The organism is Oceanotoga sp. (assembly GCF_030445905.1).
Lineage (GTDB): Bacteria > Thermotogota > Thermotogae > Petrotogales > Petrotogaceae > Oceanotoga > Oceanotoga teriensis.
In genome coordinates, this window is the sequence record NZ_JASUSU010000039.1 from 1 (window position 1) to 26,833 (window position 26,833).

The following is a 26,833-nucleotide window of genomic DNA, read 5'->3' on the forward strand; positions in this document are numbered from 1 at the left end:
ATGAGTTTCACAAGAGAACAGATATTATTACAATCATCAAATGCTATGTTGGCACAATCAAATCAATTACCACAAAATGTATTATCATTATTGAGATAATTATTAAAATATATTGGCAGGCTTTTTGCCTGCCTTTATTTTATAAAATTAATTTTATTGTATAAAATAAGGGGAGGAATAAAATGCCAAAAATTTCCGCGTGTTTAATTGTTAGAGATGAAGAAAGTAACATTCAGAGATGTCTTGATTCAATAGTTGAGCAAGTAGATGAAATAATAATTGTAGATACTGGATCAATTGATAATACTGTTGAAATTTGTAAAAAATATACAGATAAAATATATTTCAAAAAGTGGAATAATAATTTTTCTGAAGCAAGAAATTATTCGATAGAAAAATCAACGGGTGATTGGGTATTTTTGATAGATGCAGATGAAGAATTATTTATAAAAAATATCGATAAAGATTTAAAATTCATAGTAAAAAAGGCAGAACAAAATAATTGCAAAGTGATAATTCCTATAAATAGAAATTATATGAGTTTTGATTATCAAACATATGATGAATTTAATCTTCCAAGATTGTTTACAAAAGGAAATATAAAATATGTAAATTCGGTACATAATCAGCCGATTTATAATGGTAAAGAATTTCATACATCAGATATAAAAATATATCATTATGGATATTTATGGACAGAAAGCCTAAAATTGAAAAAATTAAATAGATCATATCCACTAATACTAAATGAGATAGAAAATTTTAAAGAAAAAAATCATGATTCACAATATTATTATATAGGACAAAAACTAAAATTGGACTTAATATCAGAAAATGATTATATCTTTTTAAGAGATTTTAAAAAATATAAGAAAGAAATATTAGAAAAATCTAAAGAAGAAGCCATGTCTATAGAAAATGTTAAAGATTATATATATACAATAGAAAAATATGGAATGGTTTCAGAGGCTAAAGATATAACAGAAGTTTTTTATTTAAACAATAAATTAAATCCAGATATTTCTTTGATAATGGCTAATTTCTATTATAAAGAAAATGATTATAAAAACAGTATTAAATACTTTGAAGTTTTTTTGAATGCTTTGTACAATTATTATAATAATATTTCGAAGATAAGTTTTTCTGTTATTTATAATTCTATACTATTTAAAACATTAAAAATGATGTTTCTTTGTTTTTCAAGAGAAAATATTGAATTAAAATTTGAAAATATTTCAGAAGAAAAACTTATATATATATATAATAACAATGATTTTAATTATATGTCGGAGTTATATTTTTATTTTTTATTAAAAGACTTAAATATAAATGTAAAAAAACCATTATTATTACAAGAAAATTTTAAAAATGAAGTTCTCGAAAGAAATATAGGAAGATATTTAATTAAAATAGATAAAGAAAAAAAAGATTTAATATATTTTTTGATATTATCTTATTCATTATATTTTGAAAATTTGGATTATATGTACTCTAATATATTTGAAGTTTTTAATGAAAATTTAAATGGTAAAAACTTGGCAATAGTCCTTATATTTGCAGAAGAACTCTTTAATATTTTAGGTAATAATATATTTTATAAATTAACTCTAAAAGCTTTAGGAGAAAATTCGGATCTTTGGAAATATTTTGAAGCTGTTTTTTATTTTAAAAATAAAGATAAAATAAAAGGAATGGCTTTTTTCAATAAAAATAAATCAATTCATAAAAAAAGTATGACAGAAGATATAATGTACAGATATATTAAAGATATAGAAATAACTAATTATTCATTGATAAAAAGACCATATATATTATCTGTTTTGGACAGTAATATAAATTTATATGAGAATGAGAAAATATTTCATAGTTCTATTTGTAAAATTTTTGAAAATGATAATATATCTCAAGAATTTATTACATTTATGAATATATCAGATTTAAATAATATCAATAAAAGTTTAGTTGAAGATTATTTGTGCTTATATGAAAAAAATAGAGATTTAAATATAATGGAATGTTTAAAAAATTATATAATCAAAAAAATAGAAGATAAATCTGAAAAAAATTTAAAAAGTGTAATTAAAGATATAGAAAAAATATTAGAAAGTTTTCAAAATCCTTATATACCAACACCAAAATGGGCAATATCTGTCTTAGAAGATAAAAATTCTAAAAAAAGTTGTTTTTTTGATTTGAAAGATAAAATAATTTATTTATCTATACCTGCTTTTAATTATAATTTAGACATGGAAATAACTTTTTTAAATATTTGGAAAGAAAAAAGAAATTTTTATTATAAAGAAAAAATTTTAGATAAGAAAGATAATTCAAATATAATAAAATATTTTGAAGAAGATATAAATATAATTAATTCTTATTTAGATAATTATATAGATATTGAGGAAAATATGCTTTTAATAAATTTTAACAAAAAGTATGGAATTATTGGCGAAAATGATGAATTTGATTTTAAATTATTTGATGAATCAGCTATATTTTTACCAGAACTATTAGATGAAAAAAACTTTAAAATATTTTTGGAAGAAGATTTTTTTAATTCTAAATTGATAATAACTTTTTCAGATCCTGAAAGCGCATTTAAAAATCCATATTCAAACTTCTATTTAAAAGATAAGATTTTTTTGAAGAATGATTATCATATCATTTTAAATGATGGTAAATATAAATATTATATAAAAAAATAGCTACGATTTTAATCGTAGCTATTTTTTTATCCCATTTTACTCAATAAATAATTACCTTGTGATTGCATTTTGCTTATAGCTTGTTCCATTGCAGAAAATTGTCTTACATACATGGCTTCTTTCATATTTATTTTTCTTGTTAAATTGAGCATACGTTTTGTAAGACCTTTCATTTCTTTACTCAAAGAACCCTCGAGGCCATTTATTTCATCAATAAAGCCTTTATACTTTGTAGTATCCCAAACATAATCTTTTATTTGATTTGCAATACCACTTTTTTTGGAATCATCATTTATTATGTTGAATAAATCAAAAACAGCATCAGAATTAGTTCTTAAAGCTTCTTTAAGTTTTGTTTCATCTATTGAAATTAATCCTTTACGGGCATTTTCAAGGTTTGATTCAACTAAAGAGCTTGATATACCTGAAGAAATACCTACACTTGCAAATGAATTATAAGCTAATGAACTATCTTCTATAGTTCCAAATCTCAAAGATTTTAATTTTTCAAATACGGTTCTTAAATTTGAATTTCCTTTTAAAACTCCTTTAGCTTTTTCTTCATCTGTCATCTTGTCTTCTTCTTTTCCTTGCACTTCAGTTTCTGTATACAATTTATCATAAAGAAATTTCATAACTTCATTGTATTTATCTGTGAATTCTTTTATATTGTCATAAGTGGCATTCACATCGTCTTCAACTGAAATCTTTGTCCAATCAGTAGCTTCAGATTCTTTTTGAATATTCAAAGTCATACCATTAAATGAAACAGCATTTGAAGAAGAGTTCAAGGTTAATTCTTCTGTTCCATCTCCATTTAAATCTATAGCGATTTCTGCATCTTTACCTAAAATACCTTTATAATTAGCTGTAGAGGAAGTTGTATCTATTGTATCACTTGCATTTAAAGATGTTCCATTGTTTAATATGCTGCCTAAGAATTTCCCACCATCAGCATCAACAGCAGTTAAAGTAAAGTTTTCTTCACCTGTATTTTTATTCATTACAAATGCTTTAAAATTAGATCCTGATGAATCTTTTTCAAAGATTATATTTGCATCCGGCATCTTTGAACTCATATTTTTTAACACAGAATCTATTGTTGCATCTGCATCATATTTTGATAAATCAAATTCTATGGCTTCTTTTGCCGAACCATCAGGATTTAAACCAGACATTTGAATTTTAAATTTTCCAGAAGTTAAACCGAGATCGGCTAAAGTTTTAGATTTATCATCTATATTTGACTGTCCTTCAATATATCCAGCTGTTGCAGCTTGCTTAACATTGACATAAAAAGTAGAATTTCCTGCATTTCCATTCGATGAAACTTTCATTATATCTTCGTTTGAACTTATAGCATTTTTCTTCAAAAAACTTGATTTTAATTTAAAATTGTTTAAATAATTATAAAATTCTTCTAATTTATCATCTATTATATCCCAAGCCTTCTGAGAATTTTGAAGTACTTTATATTCATTTTGAGCTTTTTTCAATGGCATGGATTCTATTTGCATCAATTGTTTTATTACATTATTTGTATCAAATGCACCTGAAAGTCCGCCCATTTGAAAAGAACCTAATAAATCATTAGACATATTAACACCTCCATACGAGTATTTTCTTTCAATATAATATCGGTTATTGTATAAAATACTTTATAAAAAATATAATTCTTGAAATTTTTGTATGGTATAATTTAAATGTTAAATTGATTCTGGGAGGGCGAGATATTATGAAAGATTTAAAAGTTATTTCATATGAAAAATTAAATGAATGGATTGAAAAAACAGAAAAAGATGTTAAGGATGAATTAGAAAAAATAAAAACTAATGAAGATGAGATATTGGATAGATTTTATAAAGATCTTGAATTTGGAACTGGAGGAATGAGAGGTAAAATGGGTGCTGGAAGTAACAGAATGAATATTTATACAGTTGCAAGAGCTACACAAGGATTTGCAAACTATATAAAATCAAAAAAAGACTTTCCTTCTGTTGTTATTGCATATGATAATAGAAATATGTCACCTGAATTTTCTAAAATAGCTGCTCAAGTTTTTGCTGGAAATGGTATTAGAGTTTATTTATTTCCTGAATTGACAGCTACTCCCATATTATCTTATGCTGTAAGACATTTATCAGCTGATGGGGGAATTGTTATAACTGCAAGCCATAATCCTCCAGAATATAATGGATATAAAGTTTATACATCAGATGGTACACAGGCAGTTCCAAAATATGCTAAAATGATAATAGAAGAAGTTAACAAATTAGATTATTTTAATGATATAAAAATTATGAATTATGATGAAGCAGTTGAACAAGAAAAAATAAAAATCTTAGATGATGAACTTTTTAATGATTATATAGATGAAATAGAAGGATATATAAGATCTATAGATCCTTCTATAAAAAGAAATCTTGATATAACTTATACTCCTTTGCATGGAACAGGATTAAAGCCTGTTGAAGAAATTTTGAGTAAACTTGGTTTTAATGTTAATATAGTAAAGGAACAAGCTATTCATGATGGAAATTTTCCAACTGTAAAATCTCCAAATCCAGAAGAAAAAAAAGCATTTGATATGGCTTTAAAACTTGCAAAAGAAACTAATTCAGAATTAGTTCTTGCAACAGATCCGGATGCGGATAGAATAGGTGTCTTTGAAAAAAATGGAAATGATTATGTCACATTTAATGGTAATGAAATGGGAATAATGTTGAGTCACTTTTTGCTAACAAATATGAAAGAACATGCCATATTACCTAAAAATGGTGTTATAATAAAGACAATAGTTTCAACAGAGATGATAAAACCTATGGCTAAAGAATTTGGAATTGAAGTTGAAGAAACACTTACAGGATTTAAATTTATAGGAGAAAAAATGGAATATTATGATCAAACAAAAACTAAAAAGTTTTTGTTTGGATTTGAAGAAAGTTATGGATGTTTAGCTAACAATCATGCTAGAGATAAGGATGCTGTTATAGCTTCAGCATTGATAGCTACATTAAAATCAAAATTAAAACAAGAAAAAAAGACTTTAAAGGAATATTTACAAGAATTGAATGAAAAATATGGTTTTTACAAAGAAAAATTATTATCTTATACATTTGAAGGCATTCAAGGAAATCAAAAAATATCCAAACTCATGAAAATTATAAAAGAGGAACCACCTGCGAAATTAAATAATGCAGAATTATTTGAAACTGTTGATTATAATTCTGGAATAAATGGATTACCAAAGTCCAATGTTATTGAATTAAGATATGAAAATATCAAAATAATTGCAAGACCTTCTGGAACAGAACCTAAAATAAAATTTTATCTTATGGTAAAAGGAAGTAGTTTTGAAGAAGCTATGAGCAAGATTGACTTTGCTGAAAAAGCTGTTTCAGAAATAGTTAACAAGATTTAATTAGGAGGAAAATTATGAATTTTTCATCTATTATATTCGACACTGAAGGAAATTATCATAATGTTAAGAGATTTTTATATAAAAGTTTTGATACTTTGATATTAACAGAAATAAATCCAGAAGATTACTTTGCAAATATTTCTTCTGGTCTTATTGGATATTTTTTAGTAGAAGAAGGTAATCAACTTTCAGGAATGAGAAGATATTTAAAACCCGATCTTAGAATGAAAAAATCTTTAAAAACATTATATGTCGATTATATATCAGATGAAATAAGAGATATATATGGAGATTATATAGAATTGATATCGGATAATATTGGTTTGAGAAAGGTTATGAGTTCTTTTAATGATTTAATAGAATCAAAAGAGATTATAGCAAATTATGATAATTGGATAGATGGAATATCTAAGGAAATAAATTCTAAAAATAGAGAATTGATAGCACAAAAAATAACCAAATTTGCAAATATATATCTCATAAGAGTATATGAAAGACTTTATGGGAAGAATATAGATCTTTTAAAACAACATGAATCTGAAATTGCATATAAAATACTCGAAACATCTTTGATGCAGAAAACATTTTGATTTTAATTACGGAGGAATTTTTATGAGAATGGTTGCAGCAACGGTTGCATATGATGGTACAGATTTTTATGGCTATCAGGGTCAAAGGACTTTTAGAACTGTACAGGGAGATTTTGAAAATGCCCTTGAAAAAATCTTCAAGGAAAAAGTTATATGTCATGGTTCGGGAAGAACAGATACCGGTGTTCATGCTTATGGACAAGTTATAGCTTTCAAAGTTCCAAATGATAGAATGACTGTTCAAAATGTTAAAGATGCTTTAAATTCTGTGCTTCCAAATGATATATATATAAGAGAGTTAAAAGAGGTATCTCTTAAATTTAACCCAAGATTTATGGCAAAAAAAAGAATTTATCATTATTATATATATACTGGAAAACAACCCAATATTTTTATGAGAAATAGAGTATGGTGGTTTCCATATGATTTGGATATAGAAAAAATGAGAGAAGCTGCAAAACATTTTGAAGGTGAAAAAGATTTCTCAAGTTTTAAGACAGGAAATGATGAGAGAAATCCAATTAGAGAAATAAAAAGGGTTAGAATAATAAGAACTTCAAAAGATATGATATTGATAAGAGTTGAAGGAACTTCATTCTTAAAAAGAATGGTAAGAAATATAGTAGGGTCACTTGCAAAGGTGGGAACTAATACATGGGAACCTCAGAGAATAAAAGAAATAATAGAAGCAAAAGACAGATCAAAAGCACCAGCTTCAGCACCACCAGAAGGATTATACTTTTATCGTGTTATGTTTTAATAAATATAATATATTTTTCAGTTGACTATATCGGTCTCATCTATGATGGACCGATTTCATACTTTAGCGATATATTGTATAATGTTTATAAATATACAGATATAATAATGCCTCCAAACGGAGATTCTAAAATACTTAAAATAAAATATGAAAACGATGATTTCATATTGAAATTTGAAGATAAAATTATAAATTCAAATTATGAAGAACTTGATGAAAATCTTGCCAAATTAATAAAAAAAATTCCAAGAAGTATTTTTTTAATAAGTGATAATAGCTATATAATAACAGATAATGCAACTTTAACTTCAGATTTTTTTATATGGAATAAAAGTATAGACATAAAACTTTTAAAAGATGAAATATTGTATGATTATTCTTATACTCCTGTTATGGGAGAAAGAATAAGTCATATTCCAAATAAGTTTATAAAATTAAATGTAGAAGGTGGAGATGAAAGAGTTAGTATTAATGGAGTTGAAATTAAAACTCCAAAAACATTAGAAGTTCCGCCATCTATTATAAATATAACTAATGGCTTGGAAGAGTTTAGTCTCGATTTAAAAAACTATAAAAATGATGTATATGATTTAAACCTTAAAAGGTCTAATCTTATAAAAAAAATTAATACAAAAATATCAAAAGTTTTTGAAATTGAAAGCGGAATATTTTTACAGGGAAATCCATATTCAATATGGATAAACAAATATAATATATTTGAAGAAAAATCAAGATTTTTTTGTGATTATGGAAATGTGGAAGATAAAAATTTAAAAGGTGATATAGTATATGTTACAGAAAGAGATGGTTCTGTATATATTATAAGTAGTTATGGACAACTTTTGACAATGGGGAGAAAAAGCATATTTACAGATTTTGGAAGAGCTCCAATGTCAATTATTGAAAATCAAGATTATCTTTTAATAAAAACCTTTAAATTGGAAAATTATAGAATAAATTTTAATGGTGGAGTGTTTAAAGAAGGAAATGCTTATTCTGTTAATATGGATATAAAGAATTTTGATTTGAAAAAAGATTATTCTTTTGAAAATTACGAAATAGAGATAATAAAAGATGTGGTATACATATATTCAAAAGAAAATTAAATTATTTTTTAAGGTTAAGTTTAAAAAAATATGTATAATATTAATGTATAATTGAATTTGAGGTGCATTTGATGAAAGCAAAAATTTCAATTTTATTTTTGATTTTGAGTTTAATAATAGGTTATTCTGAATCAGAAATAAAGATAAAAAACATAAAAAATGTATATGATAATCTTATAAATGAAATACCTCTTTTGAGATTCATTAATTCAAAAGAGGGGCTTGGTTATTCTAATGTACTCAATCTTATAACTGGAGATATTACTTCAGATGCTACGTCATTGGACAATATTCTCAATACTGGAATAATATTTAAAACTAATAAAGATTATACTTATGAAGATTTTTTGAATCCTGATTATATAAATTTTTTAAATGATTTGATAATAAATTCAAAATCCATAGCTTTTTATAATGGAGATTTCGATACTTTTAAAGAAATAGTAAAAGGATTATATGAATATGAAATCACACAAGATGGAATAATAATAAATGATAACAAATATCCAATATATAGATCAGAAAATTTTATAGGAATAAATACACTTTACTATGAACCAAATTTTGGTATAAATATTATAGAAGGTACTACAAGAAACTTTCTCAAAAAAAATAATTCATGGGATTTCTATATAAACAATGAAAATAAAAGTTTAAATGCTAAATTTTATTCTGATACATATCAAGATTTAAACTTGAAATTTGATATAAAAACTGTTGAAAACTATAAATTTTTTGGTGATATACTTTATTTTCACAAAATGCAAAAAAATCAATTTATCTCTTATATTCAAGAGTTTTTTGTGCCTTATGAAAAAGAAGATTTAATATTTTTTGATTTAATTGAATCTATGATCAGTTCTGAAGAATTTTTAGCTGTTGATTCTAAATCCATGATAAATAATTATGATTCATCTATTTTTGTCGTATCGGATATAAATACAAAATCAATAGAAGATTATATGGGATTTAGAAATATAGAGCCAAAAAGATTAGGAACTTATGATTTTGCACTCATAACAAATCAAAATAATGGAGATAAAATATATATTTATTATTCAAAAGATGATATGATAATAACAACTTTATCTCCAGAAACGATGAAAGTAAACTTAGGAGAAGTTCAAAGATTCAAATATACAAAGAAGTTTAAGGCATTAAAAAAACATGAAAATTTAAACAGGGCAATTTTAATAGATTTTGAAAGATATCTAAATAAAAAATTTTATGGGAATTTATACTCTTATTTAGTATCTGAATTTTATTATGATGAAAATGGAAGTTATAACATAGATGTGGCCCTGAAATGAGGAGATAAATAGTATGAAATTATTTGGATTATTTGATAAAAACAAAAAATTATTAAAACAATACTCTAAAAGAGTTGAAAAAATAAATGAATTAGAATCTCAAATGACAGAATTAAAGGATGAAGAATTAAAACAAAAAACAGAAGATTTTAAAAATAGACTTAAAAATGGTGAAACCGTTGAAGATATATTAGAAGAGGCTTTTGCTGTTGTCAGAGAAACATCTAAGAGAATACTTGGAATGAGACATTTTGATGTTCAATTAATAGGTGGTATATCCTTACATGATGGTAAAGTAGCTGAAATGAAAACTGGAGAAGGTAAAACGCTTGTTGCTACATTACCGTTATATTTAAATGCTTTAACAGGTAAAAATTGTCAACTTGCTACACATAATGATTATCTTGCACAAAGAGATGCTAATTGGATGAGACCAATATACGAATTTTTAGGTTTGAGTGTAGGGTTTATTTATTCAGGAATGAGCAAAGAAGAAAGAAAAAATGCTTATGAATGTGATATAACTTATGGTACAGCTAATGAATTTGGATTTGATTATTTGAGAGATAACCTTGTTTATTCTTTAGAAGATAAATCTCAAAGAGATCATTACTTCACAATAGTTGATGAAGCCGACTCTATTTTAATAGATGAAGCAAGAACACCTTTGATAATATCAGGACCTTCTGATACTCCTTCAGAACTCTATAGAAGGTTTGCAATGTTTTCTAGAAAATTTGAAAATGAAAAAGATTATACAATAGATGAAAAACAAAAAACAGTAGCTTTGACAGAAGAGGGAATTGAAAAAGCTGAAAAAATGTTAAATATAGAAAACCTATATGATCCTCAAAATATAAAATATCTATTCCATCTTTTGAATGCACTTAAAGCGAATTTGTTTTTTAAAAAGGATAAAGACTATATAATTCAAGATGGAGAAGTTGTAATAGTCGATGAATTTACAGGTAGACTTCTCGATGGAAGAAGATATTCTGAAGGTCTTCATCAATCAATAGAAGCAAAAGAAGGAGTTAAAGTAAATCAAGAAAGTCTTACATATGCTACTATAACATTTCAGAATTATTTTAGAATGTATGATAAATTAGCTGGAATGACAGGTACTGCCAAAACTGAAGAAGAAGAATTTCAACAAATATATAATTGTGATGTAATAGTTATACCAACTAATAAACCCGTTGTTAGAATGGATAAAAATGATCTCATTTTTAAAACTGAAAAGGAAAAATATAATGCACTTATAGATGAAATAGAAGAAAGAAATAAAAAAGGTCAACCTATGCTTGTAGGTACAACTTCTATAGAAAATAGTGAATTAATAAGTAAACTATTAAAAAAGAGAGGCGTAAAACATGAAGTTTTGAATGCAAAGCAACATGAAAGAGAAGCCGAAATAGTTATGAATGCTGGAAATAAAAATTCTGTTACAATAGCTACAAATATGGCTGGTAGAGGTACAGATATTAAAATAAATGATGAAGTAAAAGAATTGGGTGGACTTTATGTAATTGGTACTGAAAGACATGAAAGTAGGAGAATAGATAATCAACTTGTAGGTAGATCTGGTAGACAAGGGGATCCAGGAGAGTCAAGATTTTTCTTATCTTTTGAAGATGAAATGTTGAGGCTTTTTGGTGGAGAAAAATTAAAGAATATAATGAACACATTAAAAATAGAAGAAGGACAACCAATTGAACATAAGCTTTTATCTAACATAATAAGAGATGCACAAAAAAAGGTTGAAGGAATTCACTTTTCAATAAGAAAAAGATTGTATGAACTAGATTCTGTTATGGATCAGCAAAGAAATTCTATATACAATCATAGAAATTGGATACTTGAACAAAGTAATCATGATGAACATATAAAAGAAATATTCGAAGATGTTACAGAAAGAATATCTGAAAGTGCTTGGGATGAAAAAGAAGAAAAGTTAGATAAAGAGTTAGTTAAAAATAAATTAAATTCATTTTTGATAAATAAAGAGATAAAATCTCAAGATATGCAAGAATTAAGAAATGAAATTTTTGATCTTGTTTGGAATAGATATGAACAACAAAAAGAAGATTTTGGAGAAGAATTTTCAAAAGTCTCAAAATATGTTATGTTGAGAATAATAGATGAAAAATGGAGAAATCATCTCGATGCTATAGAAGCTTTAAAAGAAGCAGTTGGATTGAGGGCCTATGGACAAAAAAATCCAACGATAGAATTTAAAAAAGAAGCTTATTATATGTTTACTCAACTCGTAGATGGAATATACGATGATATAGTTAATTATTTACTTAGAATAGTAAAAGTAGATTCTCAAAGAGAAGAAAAGGAAACAAAAAAAGTAACGGATAGTTTGAATTATATGCATGGAGAATATTCGGCACTGAATAGAGATGGAAGAAGAAAAGAAAAACAGACTACTTACTCTGAAAAAATGGGTAAGATTAGAAGAGGAAAGATAAAAGTAAAAAAATAAAAATTGGGCACACGAAAGTGTGCCATTGTTATGCTAATTTTGGGAGGTAAAAAATGATAGAATATGAGTTAAAGGTAAAAATAGAAAATCTTAAAAATAAGTTTGAAGATTTAAAAAAACTTTTTGATCTTGAAAGAGCAAAAGATAGAGTTGATGAACTTCAAGAAAAAATGATATCTCCAGATTTTTGGAGCGATCCATCAAATGCTGAAAAAATTTCAAGAGAAAATCAACATTTAAAAGACCAGATAAATGATTTTAATAAATTACAAGGATTATTTGAAGATATAGATGTTGCCATAGAATTTTCTGATGAAGATCCTACCATGATAAATCAAATAATGACATCTTTAAAAGAAGCAGAAAGGATGACTAAAAACTTTGAATTAAATCTTTTATTATCTGGAAAATTTGATGATTCAGATGCTTTCGTTACTATACATCCAGGAGCTGGAGGAACTGAATCACAAGATTGGGCTTCCATACTTTTGAGGATGTATAAGAGATGGGCTGAAAATAATAAGTTCAAACTTGAAACTATAGATTTTCAAGATGGTGATGAAGCAGGTATAAAAAGTGCTACATTAAAAATATCAGGTCCTTTTGTATATGGAAAATTAAAATATGAAACAGGTGTTCATAGACTCGTTAGAATATCACCTTTTGATTCAAATGGAAGACGTCATACATCATTTTCATCTATAAATGTAACTCCTGTTATAGATGATGAAATTGAAGTTGAAATAAAAGATGATGATTTAAAAATAGATACATATAGAGCAGGTGGTGCAGGTGGGCAGCATGTAAATAAGACAGACTCAGCTGTTAGAATAACTCATTTGCCTACAGGTATAGTTGTAGCTTGTCAGAATGAGAGATCTCAGCATCAAAATAAAGCAACAGCAATGCAAATATTAAAAGCAAGATTATATGATCTTGAGATGAGAAAAAAAATAGAAGAAAAAATGAATTTAATGGGAGATGTTAAAGATATATCTTGGGGAAATCAAATAAGATCTTATGTATTATACCCATATCAAATGATAAAAGATCATAGAACTGAATGTGAAACTTCTGACTCTGAAGGTGTTTTGGATGGAGAAATAGATAAATTTATAGAAGCAGAATTATTATATTTTGCAGATCTAAATAATGCAGATTAATGATTTTGGCTTAATTTGACAAAAAGGTTAAGGTGGTGTATAATTATTGAGACAATACCATGATTATCATAGAAGTATTATGGTTGATGAAATATTAAATCAAATGATAACTAAAAAAGATGGAATTTATGTTGATTGTACTGCTGGAGAAGGAGGACACTCCAAAGCTATATTTGAGTATTGTGAAGGAAATGCAAAAGTAATTGCTGTGGATGTAGATTATGAAGTACTTGAAATAGCGGAAAAAAGATTAAAAGAACTATCAGAAAACATAGAATTTTTTAAAGCCCCTTATCAAGATATTGATTTAGTAATAAAAGGTCTCGGTTTAAAAAAAGTTGACGGTTTCTTGATGGATTTAGGAGTATCTACTTTTCAGTTAAAAGGTGTTGGAAGAGGCTTTACTTTTATGAATGATGAACCGCTTGATATGAGAATGGATACTCAATCGACTTTAACGGCAGCAAAAGTAGTCAATGAATATTCAGAAAAAGAGCTTGCAGATATAATATTTGAATATGGACAAGAATTCAGATTTGCAAGAAGAATAGCTGATTCTATAGTTTATAGAAGGCCTATAAATACAACTTTTGAGCTTGTTGAAGCGATAAGAAAAGCACTTCCTTACAAGGAAATAAATAGAAGAAAAAGGCATTTTGCCACTCAAACATTTCAAGCTATAAGAATAGAAGTTAATAAAGAATTTGATAATATAAAGACTGCGCTTGATAAGTTTGAAAGATTTTTAAATGTTGGGGGAAGAGTTGCAATACTAACATTCCATTCATTAGAAGATAAAATAGTAAAGCATTATTTTAAAAATAATGAACATTATAAACTATTGACCAAAAAACCACTTTATCCCACTGAAAAAGAGATTGAAGAAAATCCAAGATCTAGAAGTACCAAATTAAGAGTTGCCGAATACATAGGCTGAGCCTTTCACAAAAAGGGAGGCGAAAAGTATGCCTGATAAAATTTATGATAAAACTCAAGCTATTCAAGATGTAAAAACGTCGAGTAGAACTGTTGATATAATATTGATTATTTCTTTTGTTATGGCTATACTAACATTTAGTATATGGATGTCATTATTTTTGACTTTTGGAAAAAACATAGAAGTTTATAAAGATTCTATAAAAGTTGAAAAAGAAAACTTAAAAAATAAAAAAGAAGAAATAGCTATAATGGATGAAAAGATAAATAAATATGTACAAATATTATCGGTGCTTGAGAAAAAATAGTGGTGAAAAATATGAAATTAAAATTTCTTTTAATAAGAACTATGCTTGCATCTTTATATATAGTTCTAATTTTTGTTGGTGTGTTTTTTAATTACAATTTAAAACCTTCTGTACCAGAAGAATACAGTGAAGATATTAATAAAAAATTAGCGACCCTTGTAGATAGCAAGGGTCATTTTCTTGTTTACAATAGAAAAAAATATGAAGCATGGGTTGATTTAGATTTTATGAAGAGAAGAAATAAATATAGAGATTTAAAGTATGTTTTAAATCAAAGATTTTCAGATAAAGAATTAGAAGAAAAAAAATATATAAAATGGGGATTTTATGATACGTATAAAGAAGCAGTTGATGATCTTGGTTATTTGAAGAGATTTTCTAATATACATACAATAAATGATAGAATTTATAATGATTTATTTTCTTATTCACAATTAATAGGAAAAATTGATAAAACTGAGTATGGAATAGAACCTTATTTGTATGAAAACAATATATTACAAGGTAAAGAAAAAATTAAACTTTCATTGGATACAAATCTTCAAAAATTTTTATATGATTCTTTAAATGAAGTTGTTAAAGAAAGACAAGCAGATGGAGCTGTTGCGATAATAATGGAAACAAAAACTGGAAAAATAAAAGCATCTGTTTCATTATATCCATGGAATATGGGATATATGGGATATATAGAACCTGGTTCTACATTGAAACCTATGCTTTATGCGATAGCCTTAGATGAACAGATAATTAGAATAGATGATGTATATACTTCAGATTATGCGTACTATCCCGTTCCAGGAATAAATTTTAAGGTTACAGAATCAGTTCATTATGGTTATGGAGATTTAACTATAAAAGAAGCTCTTATAAGATCTTCCAATGTAATAATAGCAAAAGTTATAAATGAATCTTTAAAAGAATTTTCAAATGAATGGTTGTACAATGAAATATTGAAAATGGGATTTGGAGAGAAAACTGGGATAGAATTTAAAGGAGAAATAAATGGAATCTTCCAATCACCTTATGATTGGTATCCAATAACTCCATATCAAATTGCAATGGGACAAGGGTTGGGAACAACACCTATACAACTTGTAACTGCTTTTAATGCAATTGTAAATGATGGATACATAGTAAAACCATCATTTTTACAAGATAAAGAAATAGAAAAAAGATTAATATTTACACCTCAAAGTTCTAAGATATTAAAAGAATGGATGAGTTATATAACTATATCGGGTACGGCAAGACTTGCGTATAAAGAAGGATTAATAATTGGAGGTAAAACTGGAACGGCACAAAAAGCTATAAAAGGCGAAGGTTATACTGATGAAGATTACTACTCTTTGTTTGCAGGATTTTATCCTGTATCAAATCCAAAATATACGATAGCTTTAATAGTAGATTCTCCAAAAGATGAGTATTATGGAGGAGAAGTTGCAGCACCAATAGTAACTAAGATATTTTATGAATATGAAAAATCTCTTGGCGAAAATTTTGAATATACTGATACACTTTATAAAAATATAATACCAGAATTTAAAAATTATAGATTAGAAGAAGCTTATAATATACTTATGAATTTTGGGTATAAAGAAAATAAGATAATAATACATGGTAATGGAGAAAAAGTTATTAAACAATTTCCAAATTCTGGTAAAACTATAAACACTGAAGAATATATAGAATTATTTACGGAGTGATTATATGGAAAAGATATATATAAAAGGTGATTCGGAGATTTTAAAGAAAATGAAATTTGAAGAGATAATAAAAAATAAAAAAAATCCCTTAGAAGTAATCATACCTGAAGATTTTGATGAAAGTAATGTTTATAAACTTTTCACAATGATGGGAATGTTTGCAACTGAGAAGACATGTTTGATAAAAAATTTCGAGAAATTAAAAGATGATCAAAAAAAATTGATAAAAAAGCTTTTATCAATAGAAGATTCTACTGTTAGTACTTTAATAATAACTTCAAGGGGAAAAACTGGATTGAGCAAATCCATTAAATTTGATCATATATTTGAATATAAACTTCCAAACCCATGGGAAGAAGATAAATGGGTAAAAATAATAGAAGATATAGCTAAAAAATTTGATAAAAATATAGATAAAAATGCTGCTATAAGGTTAATAGAAATTGCTGGAAAAAATGATGAATATTTATATCAAGAAATAAAGAAATTATCTATATATTCTTCAGAAACTATAAGTTTTAATGATGTAAATGAGATAAGTAGTAGTTTCTCTAATCCAGAATATGAAGATATTTGTTATGCTATTTCATCTAAAAGTTTTCAGATAGCTTTAAAAAAAATAGATGAATTAATGGAAGATCCAACATTTTATCCTTTAACTTTTTTATATTATTTATTTAACTATTTTTTAGATATGATAAAAGTTGTGTATAATGGAGAAGGAAAATTAAAATATACATGGAATCAAGTAGAAAAAATAAGTAACAATTCTGGAGTAAAAAAAGGTAGAACAAAAAATTTCTTAGGAGTTAATTTTAAAAATGATTATATAAGAAGAATAAATCATGAGAGAATATATGATATTCAATCAATAGAAGAAATATTGATTGAAATAGAAAAATTAGATAGAAGAATAAAATATGGGGAAAATTTTAAAATAATTATTACTGATTTAATAAACTATATAAAAGAAAAATAAAGACTACTGAATTTTCAGTAGTCTATCAATTATTTTTAGGTGGATTTATTTTTAAAGGTAATTTGATTAAAGTTTTTGTACCATAGCCCATTTCAGAAGTCATATCTATAGATCCTTTTAAGGATTTGATAGTTTTTTTAACTATTGCAAGACCAAGACCGCTACCAGGCTTATCTTTTGATAATCTATAAAAAGGCTTAAAAATATCTTTTAATTTATTTTCAGGAATTCCAGGTCCAGAATCATCAACTTCGATTGAAAACAATTTTGTACCTTCATTATATGAAATATTTATATCTACATACCCATAATCTGTATATTTTACAGAATTTCCTATAATATTTACAAGTATTTGTCTGAGTTTAGTTCCATCAGTTATTATATTTTCAGGAATTTCAGTCTTATAATTTATATTGAGTTCAACATCAGGAGAAGTCATTGGTTCAACGATGGAAATAGATTCAAATAAAATTTGTTTAAATTTGATTTGTTCAATTTTCATTTTAGTTTGTCTATTCAATTTATTGAAAGTAGAAATATCATCTATTAAAGAATTTAAATGTTTTGCAGAAGCATAGACTTTTCTCATGAATCTACGCATATCTTGAGGTTCTATATCATCATCAGATAAAACAGTTTCTGAAAAACCAATGATTGAGGTCAATGGAGTTCTTAACTCATGAGTTATAAAACTCAAGTATACACTATTCAATTCATTGGCTTCTTTTTCTTTATCTCTTAAATTTCTTAAAGACAAAAAAGTAGATGCAAGGTTTGAAAAAACTTTTAACATTTTTTTAGAGTTATCAGAAAATTTTTCTAATTTAAAATTATCTATGTATAAATGTCCAACTATTTTATTTTTAATTCTTAAAGGAGAAATTATTGTTACTATTTCTTTATGCTCGCTATGAAGCTTAGAACTTAGTTCAAAAACATTTTTTCTTTTATTATAATTTGATATATTATGAACTTCATGAACTTCTTCATCCATATGATTTTTTATATAGGATTCTTCAAAAGGAATTTCCATGTTATTTAAAAGTTCTTCATCATATAAATAACCTGCAACTGCTTTATATAGAGTTCCTTCTATTTTCCATATAGAACCGCTTTCAGCTTCAGGAATACTTTTTATTGCTACATCAAGTAATTTGTTCATAAAGTCTTTTTCTGTTTCTTCTCCTGTTATCTTTTGAAACAATTCAGACATATCTTCAAACCCTTGCATATAATTTTTAATTTCTTGATTTGAATCCATTTCAGTATTTCCCCCCAAAAATTAGAATTCTTTTTGCTTGTACAAAAAATTGTACTATTAATATATATTATACCACTCTTTGCTTAAAAATTAAAATTATTTTTTTCTTTTATTAACATTTTTCGTCTTTTTTTTATTAAAATCATTATTTGTATATACATCTTTAAATTTAACACGAGTTTTTTCATCTTTTTCTATGTAAATTTTTTTCCCTTCAAGATTAAGATTTGTATAATACATAGTTGTTGAATTAGTTGAAGGAGTAGGCGTAAAAATTTGAACATCATTTGGTACAAAGCCGAAAGAATTTTTTATTCTATTTTTAGAATTTTCTTCCATTTCTTTATTAGAGCCGGGATGAGCGGCAATTAAATAAGCAGAAAATTTTGTATTTAAATTTAATTTTTTCCCTTCATTTCTTAGATCGTTTATGAATTTTTCTGTTAAATCAAAAGATGGTTTGTTCATAAGTTTTAAAACTTCATCATCTGCATGTTCAGGGGCTATTTTAAATCTTCCAGGAATATGTTTTTTTATCAAATTTTTTAAAAACTTTATTCCATATTTTTTATCTTTATATATCAAATCAACTCTTATGCCAGAAGATATAAAAACTTTTTTAACGCCTTTAACTTTCTCAACAGAATTTAGTAATTCGATATATTTTGAATGATCTGGAGATAAAGAATTACAGAATTCATAACCAATACAAGATTTTTCTTTACAAGCACCTAATTCTATCTTTTTTTTGCAATCATATCCATACATATTGGCTGTTGGACCACCAACATCGCTTATTATTCCATTAAAATTTTTTTGAGAAGAAATTATTTCAGCTTCTTTTATTATTGATTCTGGACTACGACTTTGTATAGTTCTTCCTTGATGTAAAGTTAAAGCACAAAAATTACATTCGCCATAACATCCTCTATGAGAAGTTATTGAATTTTTAACTGTATCAAAAGATTTAACATAACCTTTTTTTAATTCAGAGGGAGCAACTTGTCTTGTATATTTTAATGAATATACTTCATCCATTTCTTGAGTTGTTAAACAATATTGAGGAGGATTTTGAATAACATATCTATTAAAGTGTTTTTGGATAATACCTTTTGCATTTAAAGGGTCTGTTTCTTTTTGAAAAGTTTTAAAAGCTAAAAAATATTTTTCTTTATCTTTTTTAACTTCTTCGAGTGAAGGAATATTTATGAAATCATAATTATTTGGCATTTCAGATTTCCAATAAACTATACCCCTCAAAGATTTACAATCTTCAATTGTTCCACCATTTTTAAATATATTACCAATTTCTATTATAGTTTTTTCTCCCATTCCATAAACAATTAAATCTGCCTTTGAGTCAAGTAATATAGAATTTTTTACTTTATTCTGCCACCAATCATAATGAGCCATTCTCCTTAAAGAGGCTTCTATTCCGCCCAAAATTATAGGTTTGTTAAAATATTGTTTTATGAGATTAGAATAGACAATACTTGCTCTATCAGGTCTTTTACCGAATTCGGTATTTGGAGAATAAAAGTCTGTTTTTCTTTTCTTTCTTGATGCAGTATAATTAGAAACCATTGAATCAAGGTTTCCTCCAGAAACACCAAAAAAATACTTAGGTTCGCCAAGTTTTTTAATATCTTTTTCACTTTTCCAATCTGGTTGTGAAATAACCCCAACTTTTAAACCACAAATATCTTTTAATACCCTTGCTATTATGGCTACGCCAAAAGATGGGTGATCAACAAAAGAATCACCAGATATAAGTATTACATCTAATTGTTTTATTCCTAAACTATTCATTTCTTCTTTCGTTGTTGGAATATCAAACATTTAATCAACTCCAAAATTATATATGTATTATATCAAAGAAAAGACCTTCTCAAAATGAGAAGGTCTTATGGCGGGGACGACGAGATTCGAACTCGCGGCCACCGGTGTGACAGACCGGCATGATAACCAACTTCACCACGTCCCCAACACGTAATTGGTTCAATTCCGTAGATTATTTTATCAGAAAAAAGTGTTTTTGTAAAGGGGTTAATGTATCTAAAAGGTAACAAAAATATTTTCTATAGTTAATTTTAAAACATATTAAAAAAGATATTTAATAATAAAATAAAATGAAGTAAATTTTTAAGTCAAAAAAAGTATTATAAATATTTGTATGAAATAAGTATGCTATAATAAAAAATGGACATATTTTTAAATTTGGGGGAAGAATATGAAAGTATATATAAGTGATCTTCATATTGGTGATGGTGAATCTAAAGATGATTTCATATATGATTCGAAATTGATAAAATTATTAAATGAAATAAATCATCAAAACAATGAACTTTATATAGTTGGTGATTTTATTGAATTGATGGATGCAAAAAATAAAAAATATTTATTGGATACAGTAGATCAATATATTAAAGAATATGATTATTCACTATTAGATGAAATATATTTAAGTCATAAAAAACTTTTTGATAAGTTTAAAGAAATCAGTAAAAATGTAAAAGTAAGATATATAGTTGGAAATCATGATTATTATTTATTATTTGATCCTAAATTAAGAGAAAAGGTTTGTCAAATATGTGGGAATATGGAAATAATCCCTTATTATTATGATGAATTACTTGAAATATTTATTATACACGGAAATCAATTTGATGTTATAAATAGATTAAAATATGATGAAAAAAACAGAATAATACCTTCTTTTGGGGAGTATATGGTCAAATATATGAGTAATAATTTCGATAATTCTCTTGAAGGAATTTTACCAGATGATTTAATATCGGATTATGATAATATATCTCCTCAGCTAGATGTTTTCCAATGGCTTGAATATGTGAATGAAAAATATAAAATAGGTTATGATTTAAAATCAAAATGGGTTGAATCATTTATAGACTTAATAAGAACAAAACAAGTAAAAAAATGGCTTAAAATAAATTTTCCAGCTTGGCATGTATTCACAAACCTTTTTGTGAATAAAATAGGTGGAATGGAATTTGGAGAAGCAATTTTTAGAAGTATAATGTTTTTTCGTGGAACTAAAAAATCAGATCATTACTTGAAAGTGGCAAAAAAACTAATAAAAGAAAATTTTATAATTCAAAAAGAAAATCTTATAGGGTATAGTTCAAAAGATATAATAATACCAAAAAATAATATAAAAGGACTTATAATGGGACATAATCATAAACCAAGTTTTAATGTCTTTACTGGGAATCCTATGAAATTCTATGCTAATACTGGAGCTTGGAAACATACTGTAACTAAAAATTATGGTATTGATTCTTCAGAATTTATAAGGAAAAATTTAATATCTTATCTTACAATTATAGAAAAAAAGAAAAAATTAGATATAAAATTAAATACGGAACAAATATTTTAAATGGGGAGGAAATATAATGAAAAAGATATTTTTAATGTTTTTTATGATTATAAGTTTATTGGGAATGGCTTTTAATTTTTATAATCCACTTGGGCCAACACTTCTTCCGGCTGCGGGAATATATAATACAGACATAGAAAATCTTGAAAAAGGCTATTGGAAAAATATAGATGAAGCACAAACATTACTTTTAAAAGGTCAAGCAGATTTTATAGTTTTACCTGTTGCACTCGGTGCTCAAATAATAGATAAAGGGGCAAATTATAAACTCGCAGGGGTATCTTTATGGAAAACATTTTCTCTTGTTGGAAAAACAGATATAAAAAGTATAAAAGAACTTGAAAATAAAGAAATACTCACAATACACGGACCTGGTCAGACTGGAGATCTTGTTTTAAAAATATTGAAAGAAGAAAAAGATATGAATTTTAATATTGTTTATGTGAAAAATGGTGCTGATATAATTCAAATGCTTGCTTCTGGAAAATATTCATATGCTGTTTTACCAGAACCATTTGTATCACTTGCTGAAGTTAAAACATCTGGAAATATAAAACCTATATTGGATATAGAAAATTTATATGCAAATTTAACTGGTCAATTTGCAAGAATCCCTGTTGCAGGATTGTTTGTAAAAAATGGAATAGATCAAGAATATGCTTATAAAATCATAAAAGAATACGAAAAATCTTCAAACGAATATTTCAAAAATAATCAAGATAAAGCAATAGAATTTGTTTTTGAAGTTATGAATGGAAAGATGCCAAAGGCTGTTTTAAAAAAAGCAGCTAATAGATCTTATATAAAATATATAGAAGATGAAGATTCTGTTATGAAATATTTTGAAGTGTTAAAAAAATATGGAATACTTGAAAACTACTCAGAAAGAATCTTTTTTTAATTAATAATTTTAAAACAACGTTTTATTATTTATGTTTTCAATTTAACACAATTCAGATATAATTGAATTGCTCAGTATGGGTATTTTAATTAACTTTAATATTACTTTTAATATATATTTCTCATGCATGTATATATTTGCAAACCTAAGAATTGGGAGGGAAAAAGATGGCTAAGAAGTACGTTTATTCCTGGGGCGACGGTAAAGCCGAAGGAAGCGGAAAGTTAAAAGATTTACTCGGAGGTAAGGGTGCTAACCTCGCAGAAATGTCAAGATTAGGAGTACCAGTTCCTCCAGGTTTCACGATAACAACAGAGATGTGTAGATTTTACTGGGAAAATGGTCAAAAACTTCCTGAAATATTAAAAGAAGAAGCTGGAATAGCTTTAAAAAATTTAGAAAAATTGTCAGGTAAAAAATTTGGAGATGCAAATAATCCATTATTAGTATCAGTTAGATCAGGTGCCGCAATATCTATGCCTGGTATGATGGACACAATTTTAAACCTTGGTTTAAATGATGAAGTTGCAGATGGATTGGCTAAATTGACAAATAATCCAAGATTTGCATGGGATTCATATAGAAGATTTATGCAAATGTTGGGAGATGTTGCACTTGGAATTGAACATGAAAAATTTGAAGAAAAATTAAACGAAATAAAAGCTAAAAAGGGTGTAAAGAATGATCTCGATTTAGATGCGGATGATCTTCATGAAGTAGTTAAGTTATATAAAGAAGTTTACAGATCAGAAGGTAAAGAATTTCCACAAGAACCTGTAGAACAATTATGGGTTGCAGTAGAAGCTGTATTTGCTTCATGGAATAATAAAAGAGCAATTAAATATAGAGAGATAAATGGAATGGATAAAATGGGCCTTTTGGGAACAGCAGTAAATGTTCAAATGATGGCTTTTGGTAATATGGGTGAATCATCTGGTACAGGAGTTGCTTTCACAAGAAATCCTAATACTGGTGAAGATAAAACTTATGGAGAATTCTTATTGAATGCACAAGGAGAAGACGTTGTTGCTGGTATAAGAACACCTCAACCTTTAGATCAGTTAAAAGAAATAAATCCAGAAGTACATAAAGAATTAATAGATACAATGAATAGACTTGAAACAGTTTTCAAAGATATGCAAGATATAGAATTTACAATTGAAAATGGAAAACTTTATTTCTTACAAACAAGAAATGGTAAGAGAACAGCAGCTGCAGCAGTTAAAATAGCTGTTGATATGGTAAATGAAGGATTAATAACAAAAGGAACAGCAGTTACAAGAGTAAAACCTGCTGATATCGAAAAGTTATTACATCCAACATTTGATATTGAAGAATTAAATAAAGCAGAATATTTTGGAAAAGGTCTTCCAGCATCTCCAGGAGCAGCAACAGGTATGGCTGTTTTCAATGCTGATGATGCAGAAGCTAAAGCTAAAGAAGGTCTTCCTGTTATATTAATAAGACCAGAAACATCTCCAGAAGATATTGGAGGTATGGATGCAGCTGAAGCTATATTAACATCAACTGGTGGAATGACATCACATGCTGCTGTTGTTGCCAGAGGAATGGGTAAAACAGCTGTTGTTGGTGCAGAAAACATAGTTATAAATGATAAAGCAAAAACAGCTATTTCAAATGGTATAACTATAAAAGAAGGCGATTGGTTATCAATCGAAGGTACTGAAGGTAAAGTATTTGCTGGAAAAATTAAAACAATAAAACCAACAGGACTTGAAGGCGACATAAAAACATTATTAGATTTTGCAGATGAAGTTTCTGATCTTGGAGTAAGAGCTAATGCCGATATACCAAGAGATGCAAAAATAGCAAGAGAATTTGGTGCAAGAGGAATAGGTCTATGTAGAACAGAACATATGTTCTTCGAAGGCGATAGAATAAAGAAAATGAGAAGAATGATCGTATCTAAAACAAAAGAACAGAGAGAAGCAGCATTAGCAGAATTATTACCTGTTCAAAAAGAAGATTTCAAGGGATTGTTCGAATCAATGGAAGGTTATGCAGTAACAATCAGACTTCTTGACCCACCATTACATGAATTTGTTCCTCATGAAGATGCAGCAATAAAAGATGTTGCGGAAAGTGTTGGAATAACTGAAGAAGAATTGAGAAAAGTTATAGATGATTTAGAAGAATTCAACCCAATGATGGGACATAGAGGAGTTAGACTTGCTGTAACTTATCCAGAAATTGCAGAAATGCAGATAAAAGCTATAATGCTTGCAGCAATTGAAATGGTTAAAGAAGGCAAAAAAGTAAAACCAGAAATAATGATTCCTCTTGTTGGAAATGTAAAAGAATTTACATTATTGAGAAATTCAGCAGAGGAAATAATAAAAAATCTATTAAAAGAACATCAAGTAGATGTTGAATATAAAATAGGTACAATGATTGAAGTTCCAAGAGCTACAGTTACTGCAGATCAAATTGGAGAAAATGCAGATTTCTTTAGCTTTGGTACAAATGATTTAACACAGCTAAGTTTAGGATTCTCAAGAGATGACTATGGAAAATACATAGGAGATTATCTTGAAAAGGGAATATATGATTCCGATCCATTCCAACATATAGATAGAAATGGAGTTGGAAGATTGATAAAAACAGCTGTAGATTTAGGTAGAGGTGCAAATCCACATATTAAATTAGGTGTTTGTGGTGAACATGGTGGAGATCCAGAATCAGTAGAATTTTGTCATCTTGTTGGCCTCGATTATGTAAGTTGTTCTCCATATAGAGTTCCAGTAGCAAGACTTGCTGCTGCACAAGCTGCTGTTGAATTCAGAAGAGGAAAAAAGGTTAATTACTAATATAGAATAATGCGGGGAAATTATCCCCGCTTTTTCTTTAATAAATTTCAAGCTGAGCTCAGCCTCTTTTAACCCTTCGACTTCCAGGGCCCAAGTCTTGGGCGACAACCTCTGAAGCACGCGCTCCCAGGGTATGTTACCCTCCCCAAGGGCAAGGTGTTCATTCCTTTTGCCAAAGTTGTCGTGAAGATGAATGTGAACTGTCCTTTCTCTGAAAGTCTCAATAAAACTATCAAAATCACGAGTGGTCGTGTTTAAGTGTCCCACATCGAAAGTTACTCTAAAATCGATTCCCTCAATAAGTTCATCAAGGCTCTCGGGAGTCTGAGCATCCAAAATCGGGAAGTTCGGCATGCTCTCTACGCCGAAGGCTATAGAGTATTCCTCTCCGAGCCTCGAGAGTTCCCGTAGGGAGGCTCTATGAATTTTGAGATACTCCCCGGTGTTTCCTGCTTAGGGGAGAACAGTAGCCAGGGGGAACAGTTAAGACTTCTGAGCCGAGGGTCGCAGCTACCTCGAAAGCTTCTTCCAAAATCTCAAGAGAAACCCTCCTTATCTTATCATTAAAGGAGCCGATGTTGAGGTCTATAAAGGGAGCATGGAGGGTATTTGCCATACTAAAGGTCTCCAGAACCTCTATCCATTCCCGAACGTTTTCTGGAGTTATTTGATGGGGCCACTCACTAACCAGCTCCACGAACTCAAAACCAAGTTCGCTGACAGTGTCGAGCCACTTTTCAAACTCCCTTGGGGTTGAACCGTTAAATGCCGTGGTCGAGAGGCCGACCTTCATCCTATCATCCCCTCAGGTGCTCCTCCGTTACAAGGCCCTTCGCGTAGGGGCAGAGCTCCCTCAACGGACATTCCCCACACTTCGGGTTTATCGGCCGGCAGATGCTCCTCCCGTGGTCGACCATCGCGTGGTTGACGTATATCCACTTATCCCTCGGGATTAAAGCCCTCAGGTATTCTTC

General features: G+C 27.5%; 21 protein-coding genes, 1 tRNA gene and 1 pseudogene. 16 read left to right on the forward strand and 7 right to left on the reverse strand.

The window, feature by feature from the left end; all coding sequences use genetic code 11:
• Both PWP28_RS10590 and PWP28_RS10595 read left to right on the forward strand, forming a co-directional pair.
• Positions 1-99 (forward strand): flagellin (locus PWP28_RS10590; RefSeq protein WP_308644721.1); only part of this gene is annotated, 99 nt, incomplete at its 5' end.
• Between the two features lie 83 nt (positions 100-182).
• Positions 183-2,705: a glycosyltransferase family 2 protein gene (locus PWP28_RS10595; RefSeq protein ID WP_308644711.1), complete on the forward strand. Its 2,523-nt coding sequence runs from the start codon at positions 183-185 to the stop codon at positions 2,703-2,705.
• 26 nt (positions 2,706-2,731) lie between these two features.
• On the opposite strand, the gene fliD is transcribed toward PWP28_RS10595, so the two are convergent.
• Positions 2,732-4,303: a flagellar filament capping protein FliD gene (gene fliD / locus PWP28_RS10600; protein WP_308644712.1), complete on the reverse strand. Its 1,572-nt coding sequence runs from the start codon at positions 4,301-4,303 to the stop codon at positions 2,732-2,734.
• Between the two features lie 137 nt (positions 4,304-4,440).
• Here fliD and PWP28_RS10605 point away from each other — a divergent pair, with 137 nt between their 5' ends.
• The 11 genes from PWP28_RS10605 to PWP28_RS10655 all read left to right on the forward strand — a co-directional run bounded on the left by PWP28_RS10605 (position 4,441) and on the right by PWP28_RS10655 (position 17,472).
• Complete coding sequence (locus PWP28_RS10605) at positions 4,441-6,126, forward strand: phospho-sugar mutase (protein WP_308644713.1); 1,686 nt, start codon at positions 4,441-4,443, stop codon at positions 6,124-6,126.
• Positions 6,127-6,140: 14 nt separating this feature from the next.
• Entirely contained in the window at positions 6,141-6,716 is a 576-nt protein-coding gene (locus tag PWP28_RS10610; protein WP_109603987.1) for a hypothetical protein, read from the forward strand.
• A 22-nt stretch (positions 6,717-6,738) separates the two neighbouring features.
• Positions 6,739-7,476 carry a tRNA pseudouridine(38-40) synthase TruA gene (truA, locus tag PWP28_RS10615; protein WP_109603988.1) on the forward strand — a complete coding sequence of 246 codons (738 nt, stop codon included), beginning with the start codon at positions 6,739-6,741 and terminating at the stop codon, positions 7,474-7,476.
• 74 nt (positions 7,477-7,550) lie between these two features.
• Positions 7,551-8,582: a hypothetical protein gene (locus tag PWP28_RS10620; RefSeq protein WP_308644714.1), complete on the forward strand. Its 1,032-nt coding sequence runs from the start codon at positions 7,551-7,553 to the stop codon at positions 8,580-8,582.
• 71 nt (positions 8,583-8,653) lie between these two features.
• Entirely contained in the window at positions 8,654-9,892 is a 1,239-nt protein-coding gene (locus PWP28_RS10625) for a hypothetical protein (RefSeq protein ID WP_109603990.1), read from the forward strand.
• Between the two features lie 13 nt (positions 9,893-9,905).
• Positions 9,906-12,383, forward strand: a complete 2,478-nt coding sequence (gene secA, locus PWP28_RS10630) for a preprotein translocase subunit SecA (RefSeq protein WP_109603991.1) — start codon at positions 9,906-9,908, stop codon at positions 12,381-12,383.
• A gap of 53 nt (positions 12,384-12,436) precedes the next feature.
• Complete coding sequence (gene prfB, locus PWP28_RS10635; protein ID WP_109603992.1) at positions 12,437-13,546, forward strand: peptide chain release factor 2; 1,110 nt, start codon at positions 12,437-12,439, stop codon at positions 13,544-13,546.
• A gap of 46 nt (positions 13,547-13,592) precedes the next feature.
• Positions 13,593-14,483, forward strand: coding sequence for a 16S rRNA (cytosine(1402)-N(4))-methyltransferase RsmH (gene rsmH, locus PWP28_RS10640; RefSeq protein ID WP_109603993.1), 891 nt, complete (start codon positions 13,593-13,595; stop codon positions 14,481-14,483).
• Between the two features lie 28 nt (positions 14,484-14,511).
• Positions 14,512-14,790 (forward strand): hypothetical protein, encoded by a 279-nt coding sequence (locus PWP28_RS10645; RefSeq protein WP_109603994.1) that lies wholly within the window; start codon positions 14,512-14,514, stop codon positions 14,788-14,790.
• An 11-nt stretch (positions 14,791-14,801) separates the two neighbouring features.
• On the forward strand, positions 14,802-16,493 hold the full coding sequence (locus PWP28_RS10650) for a penicillin-binding transpeptidase domain-containing protein (protein ID WP_308644715.1): 1,692 nt from the start codon (positions 14,802-14,804) through the stop codon (positions 16,491-16,493).
• Between the two features lie 4 nt (positions 16,494-16,497).
• Positions 16,498-17,472: a hypothetical protein gene (locus PWP28_RS10655; protein ID WP_308644716.1), complete on the forward strand. Its 975-nt coding sequence runs from the start codon at positions 16,498-16,500 to the stop codon at positions 17,470-17,472.
• A 25-nt stretch (positions 17,473-17,497) separates the two neighbouring features.
• On the opposite strand, the gene PWP28_RS10660 is transcribed toward PWP28_RS10655, so the two are convergent.
• From PWP28_RS10660 to PWP28_RS10670, 3 genes are all read right to left on the reverse strand, one after another.
• A complete protein-coding gene (locus PWP28_RS10660; RefSeq protein WP_109603997.1) occupies positions 17,498-18,733 on the reverse strand; it encodes a HAMP domain-containing sensor histidine kinase in 1,236 nt (411 codons plus the stop codon).
• A 96-nt stretch (positions 18,734-18,829) separates the two neighbouring features.
• Positions 18,830-20,572, reverse strand: a complete 1,743-nt coding sequence (locus PWP28_RS10665; protein WP_308644717.1) for a YgiQ family radical SAM protein — start codon at positions 20,570-20,572, stop codon at positions 18,830-18,832.
• Between the two features lie 68 nt (positions 20,573-20,640).
• Positions 20,641-20,717: transfer RNA gene (locus PWP28_RS10670), tRNA-Asp, on the reverse strand.
• A 246-nt stretch (positions 20,718-20,963) separates the two neighbouring features.
• On the opposite strand from PWP28_RS10670, the gene PWP28_RS10675 reads away from it, so the two are divergent.
• The 3 genes from PWP28_RS10675 to ppdK all read left to right on the forward strand — a co-directional run bounded on the left by PWP28_RS10675 (position 20,964) and on the right by ppdK (position 25,859).
• Complete coding sequence (locus PWP28_RS10675; RefSeq protein WP_308644718.1) at positions 20,964-22,130, forward strand: metallophosphoesterase; 1,167 nt, start codon at positions 20,964-20,966, stop codon at positions 22,128-22,130.
• 16 nt (positions 22,131-22,146) lie between these two features.
• The gene (locus tag PWP28_RS10680; protein ID WP_308644719.1) at positions 22,147-23,031 is read left to right on the forward strand and encodes an MqnA/MqnD/SBP family protein; all 885 of its coding nucleotides are present in this window, start codon (positions 22,147-22,149) and stop codon (positions 23,029-23,031) included.
• Positions 23,032-23,198: 167 nt separating this feature from the next.
• Positions 23,199-25,859 (forward strand): pyruvate, phosphate dikinase, encoded by a 2,661-nt coding sequence (ppdK, locus tag PWP28_RS10685; RefSeq protein ID WP_305081747.1) that lies wholly within the window; start codon positions 23,199-23,201, stop codon positions 25,857-25,859.
• Positions 25,860-25,997: 138 nt separating this feature from the next.
• Here the strand turns inward: ppdK and PWP28_RS13830 are convergent.
• From PWP28_RS13830 to nth, 3 genes and pseudogenes are all read right to left on the reverse strand, one after another.
• A pseudogene (locus PWP28_RS13830) lies at positions 25,998-26,285 on the reverse strand (sugar phosphate isomerase/epimerase family protein); the annotation flags it as partial.
• On the reverse strand, positions 26,278-26,652 hold the full coding sequence (locus PWP28_RS10690; protein WP_308644720.1) for a TIM barrel protein: 375 nt from the start codon (positions 26,650-26,652) through the stop codon (positions 26,278-26,280). The pseudogene PWP28_RS13830 and the gene PWP28_RS10690, both read right to left, overlap by 8 nt.
• Positions 26,653-26,656: 4 nt before the next feature.
• Positions 26,657-26,833 (reverse strand): endonuclease III (nth, locus tag PWP28_RS13835; RefSeq protein WP_374045489.1); only part of this gene is annotated, 177 nt, incomplete at its 5' end.

Excerpts from the sequence above, each read along its gene's own strand:
- PWP28_RS10690 (WP_308644720.1), bottom strand. The coding sequence starts at position 26,652 with ATGAAGGTCGGCCTCTCGACCACGGCATTTAACGGTTCAACCCCAAGG.
- secA (WP_109603991.1), top strand. The coding sequence starts at position 9,906 with ATGAAATTATTTGGATTATTTGATAAAAACAAAAAATTATTAAAACAA.
- PWP28_RS10605 (WP_308644713.1), top strand. The coding sequence starts at position 4,441 with ATGAAAGATTTAAAAGTTATTTCATATGAAAAATTAAATGAATGGATT.
- PWP28_RS10625 (WP_109603990.1), top strand. The coding sequence starts at position 8,654 with ATGAAAGCAAAAATTTCAATTTTATTTTTGATTTTGAGTTTAATAATA.
- PWP28_RS10660 (WP_109603997.1), bottom strand. The coding sequence starts at position 18,733 with ATGGATTCAAATCAAGAAATTAAAAATTATATGCAAGGGTTTGAAGAT.
- PWP28_RS10655 (WP_308644716.1), top strand. The coding sequence starts at position 16,498 with ATGGAAAAGATATATATAAAAGGTGATTCGGAGATTTTAAAGAAAATG.
- PWP28_RS10595 (WP_308644711.1), top strand. The coding sequence starts at position 183 with ATGCCAAAAATTTCCGCGTGTTTAATTGTTAGAGATGAAGAAAGTAAC.
- PWP28_RS10665 (WP_308644717.1), bottom strand. The coding sequence starts at position 20,572 with ATGTTTGATATTCCAACAACGAAAGAAGAAATGAATAGTTTAGGAATA.
- PWP28_RS10650 (WP_308644715.1), top strand. The coding sequence starts at position 14,802 with ATGAAATTAAAATTTCTTTTAATAAGAACTATGCTTGCATCTTTATAT.
- truA (WP_109603988.1), top strand. The coding sequence starts at position 6,739 with ATGAGAATGGTTGCAGCAACGGTTGCATATGATGGTACAGATTTTTAT.
- PWP28_RS10645 (WP_109603994.1), top strand. The coding sequence starts at position 14,512 with ATGCCTGATAAAATTTATGATAAAACTCAAGCTATTCAAGATGTAAAA.
- PWP28_RS10680 (WP_308644719.1), top strand. The coding sequence starts at position 22,147 with ATGAAAAAGATATTTTTAATGTTTTTTATGATTATAAGTTTATTGGGA.
- prfB (WP_109603992.1), top strand. The coding sequence starts at position 12,437 with ATGATAGAATATGAGTTAAAGGTAAAAATAGAAAATCTTAAAAATAAG.
- PWP28_RS10610 (WP_109603987.1), top strand. The coding sequence starts at position 6,141 with ATGAATTTTTCATCTATTATATTCGACACTGAAGGAAATTATCATAAT.
- ppdK (WP_305081747.1), top strand. The coding sequence starts at position 23,199 with ATGGCTAAGAAGTACGTTTATTCCTGGGGCGACGGTAAAGCCGAAGGA.
- PWP28_RS10675 (WP_308644718.1), top strand. The coding sequence starts at position 20,964 with ATGAAAGTATATATAAGTGATCTTCATATTGGTGATGGTGAATCTAAA.
- fliD (WP_308644712.1), bottom strand. The coding sequence starts at position 4,303 with ATGTCTAATGATTTATTAGGTTCTTTTCAAATGGGCGGACTTTCAGGT.